Source organism: Nocardioides sp. TRM66260-LWL (assembly GCF_020075545.1).
Lineage (GTDB): Bacteria > Actinomycetota > Actinomycetes > Propionibacteriales > Nocardioidaceae > Nocardioides.
In genome coordinates this window covers 16,839-28,765 of sequence record NZ_JAIQZK010000008.1, presented here as the reverse complement: position 1 = coordinate 28,765, position 11,927 = coordinate 16,839, and the positions used below count along the sequence as shown (strand labels likewise).

At 75.6% G+C, this 11,927-nt stretch carries 8 protein-coding genes; 7 read left to right on the top strand and 1 reads right to left on the bottom strand.

The window, feature by feature from the left end:
• Position 1: 1 nt before the first annotated feature.
• The 6 genes from K8Z61_RS15915 (at position 2) to K8Z61_RS15890 (ending at position 7,682) form a co-directional block, all read left to right on the top strand.
• Positions 2-2,647 carry a circularly permuted type 2 ATP-grasp protein gene (locus K8Z61_RS15915; RefSeq protein ID WP_224130942.1) on the top strand — a complete coding sequence of 882 codons (2,646 nt, stop codon included), beginning with the start codon at positions 2-4 and terminating at the stop codon, positions 2,645-2,647.
• Positions 2,644-3,537 (top strand): transglutaminase family protein, encoded by an 894-nt coding sequence (locus tag K8Z61_RS15910; protein WP_224130940.1) that lies wholly within the window; start codon positions 2,644-2,646, stop codon positions 3,535-3,537. The genes K8Z61_RS15915 and K8Z61_RS15910 overlap by 4 nt, the downstream gene beginning before the upstream one ends.
• Before the next feature lie 173 nt (positions 3,538-3,710).
• A complete protein-coding gene (locus tag K8Z61_RS15905; RefSeq protein ID WP_224130939.1) occupies positions 3,711-5,009 on the top strand; it encodes an acyl-CoA dehydrogenase family protein in 1,299 nt (432 codons plus the stop codon).
• Positions 5,006-5,803 (top strand): SDR family NAD(P)-dependent oxidoreductase, encoded by a 798-nt coding sequence (locus K8Z61_RS15900; RefSeq protein WP_224130938.1) that lies wholly within the window; start codon positions 5,006-5,008, stop codon positions 5,801-5,803. The genes K8Z61_RS15905 and K8Z61_RS15900 overlap by 4 nt, the downstream gene beginning before the upstream one ends.
• Complete coding sequence (locus K8Z61_RS15895; RefSeq protein ID WP_224130936.1) at positions 5,800-6,945, top strand: phosphotransferase family protein; 1,146 nt, start codon at positions 5,800-5,802, stop codon at positions 6,943-6,945. The genes K8Z61_RS15900 and K8Z61_RS15895 overlap by 4 nt, the downstream gene beginning before the upstream one ends.
• Complete coding sequence (locus tag K8Z61_RS15890; protein WP_224130935.1) at positions 6,945-7,682, top strand: histidine phosphatase family protein; 738 nt, start codon at positions 6,945-6,947, stop codon at positions 7,680-7,682. Before K8Z61_RS15895 ends, K8Z61_RS15890 begins: the two co-directional genes overlap by 1 nt.
• Positions 7,683-7,809: 127 nt before the next feature.
• Here the strand turns inward: K8Z61_RS15890 and K8Z61_RS15885 are convergent, their stop codons facing one another.
• Entirely contained in the window at positions 7,810-8,574 is a 765-nt protein-coding gene (locus tag K8Z61_RS15885) for an SDR family oxidoreductase (RefSeq protein ID WP_224130934.1), read from the bottom strand.
• Between the two features lie 285 nt (positions 8,575-8,859).
• On the opposite strand from K8Z61_RS15885, the gene K8Z61_RS15880 reads away from it, so the two are divergent.
• Positions 8,860-11,877, top strand: coding sequence for a S8 family serine peptidase (locus K8Z61_RS15880; protein ID WP_224130932.1), 3,018 nt, complete (start codon positions 8,860-8,862; stop codon positions 11,875-11,877).
• The last annotated feature ends 50 nt before the right edge of the window (positions 11,878-11,927 follow it).

Sequence of the window (11,927 nt, the reverse complement as noted above, 5' to 3'; positions counted from 1 at the left end):
GGTGACCGCGCTGCGCGACTACGTCGCCGGCCTCGCCCAGCCGACCCTCGCGGGCGGCGCCGAGCCGGCGCGGTACGACGAGGTCGTCGCGCCCGACGGCGGGCTGCGGGCGGCCTGGAAGGGCCTGGCCGAGCTCGCCGTCGGGCTGACCCCCGCCGACCTCGCGCGGGTCGACCGCGACATCGCCCGCGTGCTGGAGGACGACGGCGTCACCTACGCGCCCCCCGGACGCCGCACCGAGCCGTGGCGCCTCGACCCCGTGCCGCTGATCGTCGACGCCGCCGGCTGGGCGCCGCTCGAGGTGGGCCTGGCGCAGCGGGCCGAGCTGCTCAACGCCGTGCTGGTCGACCTCTACGGCGAGCAGCGGCTGCTGCGCGAGCGGATCGTCCCGGCCGCCGTGGTGCGGGGGCACCCGGGCTTCGTGCGGGTGGTGGCCCGCGAGGGCGCGGTCGACCGGCGTCCGCTGGTCTTCGCCGCCGCCGACCTCGGCCGCGACGCGCAGGGCCGGTGGCGGGTGCTGGCGGACCGCGCGCAGGCCCCGTCCGGCCTCGGCTACGCGATGGAGAACCGCCGCGTCGTCTCCCGGGTCATGCCGGAGCTGTACCGGGAGGCCGGCCTGCACCGCATGGAGCCGTACTTCTGGGCCATGCGCTCGGCGCTGCTGCAGAGCGCCAACGGCGACCTCGCCGACCCCCGCGTCGTCGTGCTCTCGCCGGGCACGCACTCCGAGACCGCCTACGACCAGGCGTTCATCGCCTCGATCCTCGGCTTCCCGCTCGTCCAGGGCAGCGACCTGGTGGTGCGCGACGGCTGGGTGCACCTGCGGGTGCCCGGACGCCTCGAGCGGGTCGACGTCATCCTGCGCCGCGTCGACGCCGCCTGGAGCGATCCGCTGGAGCTGCGCGGGGAGTCGCAGCTCGGCGTCGTCGGGCTCACCGAGGCGGTGCGACGCGGGCGGGTGCGCGTCGTCAACGGCCTGGGCGCGGGCGTGCTGGAGAGCCCCGGGCTGCTGCCCTACCTGCCCGCGGCCTGCGAGGCCCTGCTCGGCGAGCCGCTGCGGCTGCCGAGCGTCGACACCTGGTGGTGCGGCGAGCCGGACGGCCTGGAGCAGGTGCTCGACCGGCTGCCCGAGCTGAGCGTCCGGCCGATCGACGGCGCCGCCGACGCGCTGCGCGGCCTGGGACGCGAGGAGCTCACCGCCCGCCTGCTCGCCGCGCCGCACCGCTACGTCGGGCAGGAGCGGCTGCCGCTCTCCCAGGCGCCCACGTGGGAGCGCACGGCCCCGGGGCGCGGCCGGGGCGCCGGCGGGGCCGGCGGGCGGGTGCGGCCGCGCTCGCTCACCCTGCGGGCGTTCACGCTGCGCTACGGCTCGTCGTACCGTCCGCTCGTCGGCGGTCTCGCGACGGTGCACGGCGAGGACCTCCACGACCCCGTCGGCCGCACGACCAAGGACGTCTGGGTGCTCAAGGGCACCCCCGGCGAGCCCGACCAGAACCTCGCCGAGGTGCTCGCCACCACCAGCGCCCGCTCGGTGTCGGTGACGGTGCCGCGCATCCTCGAGGACATGTTCTGGTTCGGCCGCTACGCCGAGCGCGCCGAAGACCTCGTCCGGCTGGTGCTCACCACGCACGCGGTGGCCGAGGACTACAAGACCCGCCCGGGCACCACCGGCGCCGTCAGCCTCGGGGTGCTGCTCGGCGCGTCCGCCCGGCTGGCGGGCCGCCGGCACGAGGACGACGTCGACGCCGAGTTCCGCTCCCTGCTGCTCGACGGCGAGCGCTCCGGCTCGCTGGCCCACGCCCTCGGCGGCATGTGGGAGGCGCTCGCCGGGGTGCGCGACCAGCTCTCGCCCGACATCTGGCGGGTCTTCGGCGCCACCGACCGCGCCGCCGACGCCCTGCGCGCCGACCCCCACAGCCACCAGATCGCGGAGTCGGCCGGGCGCGCGCTCACCGGCATCCTCTCCCTCCAGGGCGTCACCGCGAGCATGATGCGCGACCCCGGCTGGCACATGATCGGCGCCGGCCGCTCGATCGAGCGCGCACTGCAGGTGTGCCACCTGCTGCGAGCCACCGTCACCGAGCGACGCGGGCTCGACGTCGACCGCACCGTGCTCGGCTGCGTGCTGCAGGCCGCGGAGAGCGCCGTCACCCACCGGCGGCGCTACCGGGGCTACGTGCGTCCGGCCAGCGTCTTCGAGCTGCTCGTGCTCGACGCCGACAACCCGCGCTCCCTGGCGTTCTCCCTCGGCGAGGTCGCCGCGCACCTCGCGGCGCTGCCGGCCTCGACCGGCTCGTCGCGTCCCGAGCGGCTCGTGGCCGACCTGCTGGAGCAGGTGCGGGCCCAGGACGTCGCGACGCTGGTGGCGATCGGCGGCGTCGGCCGGCCCAACCTCGAGGCGTTCCTCGAGCGCATGACCGCCTCGGTGGCCCGGCTCTCCGACGCGATCGCCGAGGTGCACTTCGCCTCCGGTCCCGCCCCGCGCCTGCTCGGCGCCGCCACGCTGGTGCCCGGCGACCCCGGGCGTCCCGAGGGCCCCGAGCTGGTGCCGGCGCGGGCCGAGGACGCCGCTGACGCTGCCGTCGCCGGTGACGAGGGCGCTGCCGCTGCCGAGCGGCCCGACGACCCCGAGGGGGAGGCGCGATGAGGCGCTACCGGGTCACCCACCGCACGGCCTACGGCTACGACGACGACGTCACCGACTCCTACGGCGTCGCCTACCTGACGCCGCGCTCGCTGCCCTGGCAGGAGGTGCGCGCCGCGCGCGTCGAGGTGGCGCCCGTGCCGGCCGACGCGCGCGACGACGTCGACTGCTACGGCAACACCACGACCTGGTTCCAGGTGACCACGCCCCACCGGCGGCTGGTGATCGACGCCGTCAGCGAGGTCGACGTGGCCGAGCTCGAGCACGACGCCGCGGCGCTGGCGATGCCGTGGGAGCGGGCGCGTCCGCTGGTGCACCCCGACCTGCCGGACGCGTGGGAGGTCACCGACTTCGCCCTGCCGTCCGGCCTGGCCGAGCCCACGCGGGGGGCGGCGGCCTACGGGGCGCAGTCGCTGACCCGCCGGCGTCCGCTCGGCGAGGCGGTGCTCGACCTGATGCACCGCATCCACCGCGACTTCGAGTACGACAAGACCGCCACCACCGTCACCTCGACCGTGGCCGACACGCTGGAGAAGCGGGCCGGGGTGTGCCAGGACTTCGCCCACCTCACGCTCGCCTGCCTGCGCGCCCACGGGCTCGCGGCGCGCTACGTCAGCGGCTACCTCGCCACCGATCCGCCGCCCGGCCGCGAGCGGATCGTCGGCGCCGACGCCTCCCACGCCTGGGTGGCGGTGTGGCTGCCGCTCTCCGGCGGGTGGCTGGCGATCGACCCCACCAACGACCAGGTCGCGGGCGAGCGCTACGTCACCCTGGCCTGGGGCCGCGACTACGGCGACGTGCCGCCGGTGAAGGGCGTGATCTTCACCGAGGCGACGACCTCCACCCTGCGGGTCTCGGTGGACGTCGCGCCGCTGGAGGTGTCGGCGGGCTGAGGGTCGCCGGGCTCCGTCGGTTTCCCCGGTCGACCGGGGAAACCGATCGATGACGGGCGAAGTTTTGCCTGTCATCGATCGGCTTCGCCTGTCCTGATGCCGCGACCGCTGCGATCGAGGCGGACGCCGGTCGCCCCGCGCCGCGCACGCGACCCGGGGCTAGGGTCGCGGCCATGGACTTCGCGCCGTCGCCCCGGGCCGCCGATCTCACCGCCCGCGTGCGGGCCTTCGTGGCCGAGGAGATCGATCCGATCGAGCCGGCGTACCACGCCGAGCTGGCGCGGCGACGGGCCGCGGCGGGCGACCCGTCCGTGCCCAGCCCGTGGGAGCCGCAGCCGGTGCTCGAGGAGCTCAAGGCCAAGGCCCGCGCGCAGGGCCTGTGGAACCTCTTCCTGCCGGCCGAGCACGGCGACGCCTACGCCGCGCGGTTCGGCGTCGACGGCGGGGTGGGGCTGACGAACGTCGACTACGCGCCGGTGGCCGAGGCGATGGGCGCCTCCGCGATCGCCCCGCTGGTGTTCAACTGCAACGCCCCCGACACCGGCAACATGGAGGTGCTGCTGCGCTACGGCACCGAGGCGCAGCGCGAGCGGTGGCTCGAGCCGCTCCTGGAGGGACGCATCCGCTCGGCGTTCGGCATGACCGAGCCCGGCGTCGCGTCCTCCGACGCCACGACGATGGAGGCCACCGCGGTGGTCGACGGCGACGAGGTCGTCGTCAACGGTCGCAAGTGGTGGAGCACCGGCGTGGGCCACCCCGACTGCGCGGTGTTCGTGTTCATGGGCCTGCGCGACACCCCCGAGGCGCTCGCGGCGGACGACGCGATCGACCGGCACCACCGGCACACGATGCTGCTGGTGCCCCGCGACGCGCCGGGCGTCCGGGTCGAGCGGCTGCTGCCGGTCATGGGCCTCTACGACGAGCCCCTCGGCCACGGCGAGGTGAGCTTCACCGACGTGCGGGTGCCGGTCGAGAACATCCTCTCCGGCCCCGGCGAGGCGTTCGCGATCGCGCAGGGACGCCTCGGGCCGGGGCGCGTGCACCACTGCATGCGGCTGATCGGCCTGGCCGAGAAGGCGCTGGAGCTGGCCTGCACCCGCGGCTTGGCGCGCACGGCGTTCGGCAAGCCGCTGGTCAACCTCGGCGGCAACCGCGAGCGCATCGCCGAGGCCCGCATCGCCATCGACTCCGCCCGCCTGCTGGTGCTCAACGCCGCCTGGCGGCTCGACGTCGGCGGCCCGCTCAACGCCCTCTCCGAGGTCGCGCAGATCAAGGTCGCGGTGCCGCGGATGGCGCAGGACGTCATCGACATGGCCATCCAGCTGCACGGCGGGGGCGGGCTCTCCGACGACTTCCCGCTGGCCGGCGCCTGGACGTCCGCCCGCGCGCTGCGGCTGGCCGACGGGCCGGACGAGGTGCACCGCGGCGTGGTGGCCCGCCTCGAGCTCGGCAAGCACGGGGCGCGGCGATGAGCGCGCCGCGGCGGGTGCTGATCACCGGCGCCGCCTCCGGCCTCGGAGCCGCGCTGGCGGACGCCTTCGCGCGGCGCGGGGACGACGTGCTGCGCACCGACGTCTCCTTCGACGCCGGCACCGTCGGTTCGGCAGACGGCCCCGACGGACGCCGCCTGCGGCTCGACATCACCTCCGAGGACGACTGGGCCGCGGCCCGCGCGTGGGTCGAGGAGACCTGGGGCGGGCTGGACGTGCTGGTGAACAACGCCGGCGTGGCCGGCGGGGGGCGGCTCGACGTCGCCGAGCTCGAGGAGTGGCGCTGGATCCTCGACGTCAACCTGCTCGGCGCGGTGCGCGGGCTGCGCGCGTTCGTCCCGCTGCTCAAGGCCCAGGGCTCGGGGCGGGTCGTCAACGTCGCCTCGCTCGCCGGGCTCGTCCACCCCGCCGGCATGGCGTCGTACAACGCGGTGAAGGCCGCGGTGGTCGCGCTCACCGAGACCGCCGGCCACGAGCTGGCCGCCCACGGCGTCACCGCCCATGCGGTGTGCCCGTCGTACTTCCGCACCAACCTGATGAGCTCGCTGCGCGGCGCCGACACGGCCCTCGCCTCGGTGATGACGCACCTGGTCGAGCGGGCGCCGCTGGGCGCGGAGGAGATCGCCGCGGCGGTGCTCGACGGACTCGACCGCGGTGAGGAGCTGATCGTCCCCGACGACGCGGCCCGCGCCGCCGTGGCGCTCAAGCGCGACGACCGATCCGCCTACGACGCGCTCCTGCGCGCCCAGGCCGCGAAGCTGGAGGGCCGCGCATGAGCCTCGACCTCAACCCCGCCGGACGCGTCCGCGACGAGGACGCCTTCGACGTCGCCACCCTGACGGCCTGGCTCGCCACGGCGCTCGACGACGCCGACGTGCGCATCGACGACGTGCGCCAGTTCCGCGGCGGCGCGTCCAACCTGACCTACGCGCTCGAGGCGACGACCGCCACCGGTCCCCGCTCGCTGATCCTGCGCCGACCGCCCGCGGGCCGGAAGGCGGCCGGGGCCCACGACATGGGTCGCGAGCACCGCATCCAGGCCGCGCTGGCGCCGGTGTTCGGGCCGATCGCGCCGCAGGTCGGGCACTGCGCGGACGCCTCGGTGCTCGGCTCGGAGTTCTACGTCATGGAGCGCGTGCCCGGCGTGATCCTGCGCGCCGAGTGGCCCGGCGAGCCCGACGAGCTCGGCCCCGCCACGCCCGAGCGGGCCGACGCGCTGTGCCAGGAGGCGCTCGACGTGCTGGTGGCGCTGCACGGCGTCGACGTGGCCTCGGCTCCCGACCTCGCGGCGCTGTCCCGGGGGCCGGGGTACGTCGAGCGCCAGGTGTCGGGCTGGATCTCGCGCCTCGACGGCGCCCGCACCGACGACACCGGCGACTGGTCCGACGTGCTGGCCTGGGTGCGCGCGCACCAGCCCGACGACGTCACGCAGGTCGTCGTCCACAACGACTTCCGGTTCGACAACCTCGTGCTCGACGCCGCGACGCCGGACCTGCAGGTGCGCGCGGTGCTCGACTGGGAGCTGGCCACCGTCGGCGACCCGCTGATGGACCTCTCCTCCACGCTCGCCTACTGGGTGCAGGGCGACGACGACGAGCTCTTCCAGCTCTTCCGCCGCCAGCCCACCCACCTGCCGGGCATGTGGACGCGCGCCGAGCTCGTCGACCGCTACGCCGCCGCCACCGGACGCGTCGTGACGCCCGAGCACGCGCTGTTCCTCGAGGTCTTCGGGCTGTTCCGCCTCGCCGTGATCGCCCAGCAGATCTGGTACCGCTACGTCCACCGGCAGACCACCAACGAGTCGTACGCCGTCATGGGGCAGGTGGTGGCCTACCTGGAGCAGCGGTGCCGCCGGCTGGCGGGGCTGGGATCCGGCCCGACGTCCGGCCCGACGTCCGGCTCCGGCGCGGGGGCCTGATGGGGCGCGTCCTGCTGGTGCGGCACGGCCAGGCGTCCTTCGGCGCGGCCGACTACGACGTGCTCTCCGACGTCGGGTGGGAGCAGGGACGCCTGCTCGGCGCCCACCTGGCCCGGCTCGGCGTCCGTCCCGACCTGCTGGTGCGGGGCGCGCTGCGGCGGCACCGGGAGACGCTCGACGCCGTGGGGGAGGGGGCGGGCTGGACCCTCGCGGCCGAGGAGGACGCGCGGCTCGACGAGTTCGACCACCTCGCGGTCGTCGCCTCGCACCCCGAGTTCGCGGCCCGCGGCGCCGACCTCGACCGTCGCTCGTTCCAGGCGCTGTTCGAGGAGGCCACGGCGCTGTGGATGGCCGGCTCCGACCCGGTGGCGGGCGGCGCGGGCGGTCCGGTCCGGGCGGGCGGGGCGGACGCGGCAGCGGGGGAGTCGTTCCTCGCCTTCCGCGACCGGGTGCAGGCCGCGCTCGCCGACCTCGCCGCGCAGGCCGGCCCGGGACGCACCGTCGTCGCCGTCACCTCCGGCGGCGTGATCGCGGCGCTCGCCTCCGCGCTGGTGCTCGACGTCGACCTCGCCGCGTCCCCTGCCCCGGCCGATCCGGTCGGTCCCGTGTGGCAGCGGCTCAACGCGGTCTGCGTCAACACCGGCGTCACGTCGCTCGTCGTCGGCGCCTCGGGCGTCCGGCTGCTGACGTTCAACGCCCACGAGCACCTCGGCGGGGCGACGCTGACGTACCGCTGAGGGGCGTCGCCACGGGGGCGCGCGCGGTTTCGTCGGTCAGCCGACGAAACTGGCACTTGGACGATGAAACTTCAGCGTGCAAGTGCCGGTTTCATCGGTCAACCGATGAAACCGGCGCGGCCGCCGCTCAGATCAGCCGCTTCAACACCGGCAGCGGCGCATGCCGCATGACGACCGACAGCGGCGCCCAGGGAAGGGCGGGGACGCAGGCGTCGTCGACCTCCTTCTCGATCGCCGCCACCATGGCCCGCACCCCCTTCTCGGTCGAGGCCATCAGCGGGGTGCCCTGCGCGACCTGGTCGTTCATCTCCGAGGCGATGTAGCCGGGGTAGAGCACGGTGACCTTGACGCTGCGGCCGAGCGTGGTGCCGTGCAGCTCGGTGCGCAGGCCCTCGGCGAGGTGGGCGACGCCGGCCTTGGTGGCCGCGTAGGTGGTGAGGGTCTTGGGCAGGCCGCGCATGGCCGACATCGACGAGACCATCACCAGGTGTCCCGACCCCTGGGCGCGGAACGCCTCCATCGCGGCCTCGGTCTGGGCGAGCGCGGCGACGAAGTTCGTCATCGCGGTCTGCCGGTTGGCGTCGAAGCGCCCGGTGCCGAGCGGGGCGCCCTTGCCGAGACCGGCGTTGACGACCACCCGGTCGAGGCTGCCGAGCTCGTCGCGGAAGGCCCGGAAGGCCGCGAACACGGCGTCGTCGTCGGTGACGTCGAGCGGCGCGATCGCCACCCGGACGTCGTGGCGGCCGAGGATCTCGGCCCGCAGCTCCTCCAGCCGCTCGGTGCGCCGGGCGCACAGCGCCAGGTCGTGGCCGAGCGCGGCGAGCTGACGGGCCATCTCGGCGCCGAGGCCGGACGAGGCGCCGGTGATCAGGACGGTGCGGCGGAAGGTCATGGGCCCAGAGCCTAGGAACCGCCGGGACGCGGCGCCCTGGCGTCCCACGTGGTGCCGCGGCATCCCAGGTCGGGCTGCGCCGGGCGAGCGCCGTCACCGGATCGCAACCGAGCAGTTCGTCTGAGGTGCTTGACGCCCCCGGCGGAGGCGGGCTCGGATGGGTCCCTCGCGGTCGCGTCGCTCGGAGGACGCGGCCCAGTGGAGGGAGAACCACTCGTGCTGTCGCTGTCCCCCCGATCATCGCGATCGGCCCCCCGGCCCCGCCGACGCCGCGCTGCCGGCGCGGTGCTGGTCACCGCCCTGGCCACCGGGCTGGGCGGCCTCGCCGTCGGAGCGTCCGGCTCCCAGGCGGCCGACGCCCCCACCGGCTCCGGCGCCGCGGCGGGCGCCGCCGCCGGGCCGACGTCCGGCCCGCTCACCGCGGGGCGCTACGTCGTCGTCCTGCGGCAGCCCGGCGCCGCGGCCTACAAGGGCGGCACCGCCGGCCTGGCGCCGACCTCGCCGTCCACCACCGGCCTGCCGTTCAGCCCGCGGGCCGCCACGACCCAGCGGTACACGACCCTGCTGCGCAGCCAGCAGAGCTCGCTCGCCGACGAGTACGGCGTGCGGCCCGAGCAGCGGTTCACCATCGGCCTCAACGGCTTCAGCGCCCGGCTCTCCGGCGCGCAGGCCACCAGCCTCTCGCGCGACAAGCGCGTCCTCATGGTCGCCCCCGACCGCCTGCTCAAGCCGCAGGGCTACCGCACCACCCCCGACACCCTCGGCCTCACCGGCGGACGCGGCGTCTGGCAGCGCACGGGCGGCGTCCGCCGGGCCGGGTCCGGCGTCGTGGTCGCGATGATCGACTCCGGCATCTGGCCCGAGGCGCCGTCCTTCGCGGGCACCCGGCTGACCTCGAAGCCGCAGGGACCGTGGGACGCCTCGCAGAGCGGCACCACCACGCGCATGGAGAAGCGCGACGGCGGCCTGTTCACCGGCGAGTGCCAGGCCGGGCCGGAGTTCCCGTCCACGACCTGCAGCACGAAGATCGTCAGCGCGCGGGCGTACTCGAAGGGCTACCTCGAGGCCATCGGCGGGGCCGACAAGCTCTCCGACACCGAGTTCCTCTCCGCCCGTGACGGCTCGGGCCACGGCTCGCACACCGCCAGCACGGCGGCCGGCGACTCCGGCGTCTCGACCCGGCTGGCCGGCACCACCTACAAGGACCTCTCGGGTATGGCGCCCGCCGCGTCGATCGCGGTCTACAAGGTCTGCTGGAGCGCGAAGAACCCCGACGACGACGCGTGCACCACCAGCGACAGCCTCGCGGCGATCGACGACGTCATCGCCGACGGCGCCGACGTCATCAACTACTCGATCGGCGGCCCGGCGAGCCCCGAGCTCAACCCGACGGACGTGGCCTTCGAGGCCGCCGCCGAGGCCGGCGTCTTCGTCGCGGCCTCCGCGGGCAACTCCGGCCCGGGCGCCACGACGCTCGACAACGCCTCGCCGTGGATCACCACCGTCGGCGCGGCCACGTCCTACGCCGTCGAGAACACCGCCGTCCTCGGCGACCGCACCCGTCTGGCCGGCGTCTCGCGCGCCTCGAAGGCCGTGCCCCGCTCGCCGCTGGTCGACTCCACCGCCGTCGCGGCCGCCGGCGTCAAGCGCGAGGACGCCGCGCTGTGCGGCCCCGGCACCCTCTCGAACGTCAAGGCCAAGGGGACGATCGTGGTCTGCCGCCGCGGCGTCGTCGACCGCGTCGCCAAGAGCGCGGAGGTGAAGCGGGCCGGCGGCGTCGGCATGCTGCTGATCAACGTCTCGAAGGCCACCGACGACCTCGAGCCCGACCTCCACACGGTGCCCACGGTGCACCTCGACGTCGCCGACGGCGAGAAGGTGCTGGCCTACCTCGCGAAGGCCGGCACGAAGGCCACCGCGGAGATCCGCCTGGGCAACCTGGTCGGACGCACCGCCGTGCCGCAGATCGCGGACTTCTCCTCCCGCGGCGCCACCGAGGTGGCCGAGGGAGACGTCCTCAAGCCCGACATCGCGGCGCCGGGCGTCGGGGTGCTGGCCGCGGTCGCCCCGCCGTCGAACGAGGGGCGCGCCTACGACTTCTACGACGGCACCTCGATGGCCTCCCCGCACATCGCGGGCCTCGCGGCGCTGCTCATGGGCGTGCACCCGACGTGGGGCCCGATGGCGGTGAAGTCGGCGATGATGACGACGGCCCGGCCGCTGCGCACGCCCGGCGGCTTCCCGAGCGACGACGTCTTCGCCCACGGCGCCGGCGAGGTCTCGCCGGCCTCGATGCTCGACCCCGGCCTGCTGGTCGTCTCGCGGCCCACGGAGTGGCGCGGCTTCCTGGCCCAGCAGGGCTACCCGACGGGCGCGCGGCCGATCGACGCCAACGAGATCAACACGCCGGCGTTCGCCGAGGGCGAGGGCACGGGTCCGATCGTCTTCACCCGCACCTTCTCGGCCCAGCGCGCCGGCACCTGGGACGTCAGCTCGCGGGTGCGCGGGTTCAGCCTGCGCACCTCGCCGACGCGGATCGTCAGCAAGCGCAAGGGCGATCTGGTGACCGTCCGGTTCACCTTCACCCGCACCACCGCGCGGCTCGGGCAGTACGCCCGCGGCTACGTCTCGCTCACCGGCCCGACCGCGCTGCGGCTCCCGGTGGCCCTGCGTCCGGTCTCCGTGGCCGCCCCGCGCGGCGTCTCGGGCACCTCGGACGCCACCGGCGCCGGCAGCACGACCGTCGACGTGACGCCCGGCGTCACCGGGGACCTCGCGCTCGACGTGGCGGGCTTCGCCCGGGCCGACACCACCACGGCGTCCGTCGCGGAGGGGAAGTCGGCGGTCACCTGCCTCACCGTGCCCGCAGGCGCCCGCCTGGCCCGGCTCGACCTGGCGGCCACCGACGCCGACGCCGACCTGGACCTCGCGGTCTACGCCGCGCCGTCGTGCGACGCCACCCCGACGGCCCTGGTCGGCCAGTCCGCCGGACCGACCGGGGACGAGCGGGTCGACCTGCTCGCCCCCGACGCCGGCACCTATCTGGTCGAGGTCGCCGGCTACGCCGCCGGCGCGTCCGGCTCGCCGATCCCGTACCGCCTCGACCAGTACGTCGTCGACGGCACCTCCACCCAGGGCGGCCTCGCCGCGACGCCGAACCCGCTGCCGGTGACCACCGGCACGCCGACGTCGTACGACCTGACCTGGTCGGGCCTGACGCCGGGCCGCTACCTGGGCCTGGTCGACTACGAGGGCGCGGTCTCGCCGACGATCGTGGCCACGGAGGTGAGCGCCGCCCCGTGATCTTCGGTCCGGCGCCGGCCCGCTGAGGCCGCTCCCGTCGCACCCGCGTG

What these genes read in the sequence shown, in the direction of transcription:
- K8Z61_RS15910 (WP_224130940.1), top strand. Translation starts at nt 2,644, where the DNA reads ATGAGGCGCTACCGGGTCACCCACCGCACGGCCTACGGCTACGACGAC.
- K8Z61_RS15905 (WP_224130939.1), top strand. Translation starts at nt 3,711, where the DNA reads ATGGACTTCGCGCCGTCGCCCCGGGCCGCCGATCTCACCGCCCGCGTG.
- K8Z61_RS15900 (WP_224130938.1), top strand. Translation starts at nt 5,006, where the DNA reads ATGAGCGCGCCGCGGCGGGTGCTGATCACCGGCGCCGCCTCCGGCCTC.
- K8Z61_RS15895 (WP_224130936.1), top strand. Translation starts at nt 5,800, where the DNA reads ATGAGCCTCGACCTCAACCCCGCCGGACGCGTCCGCGACGAGGACGCC.
- K8Z61_RS15890 (WP_224130935.1), top strand. Translation starts at nt 6,945, where the DNA reads ATGGGGCGCGTCCTGCTGGTGCGGCACGGCCAGGCGTCCTTCGGCGCG.
- K8Z61_RS15885 (WP_224130934.1), bottom strand. Translation starts at nt 8,574, where the DNA reads ATGACCTTCCGCCGCACCGTCCTGATCACCGGCGCCTCGTCCGGCCTC.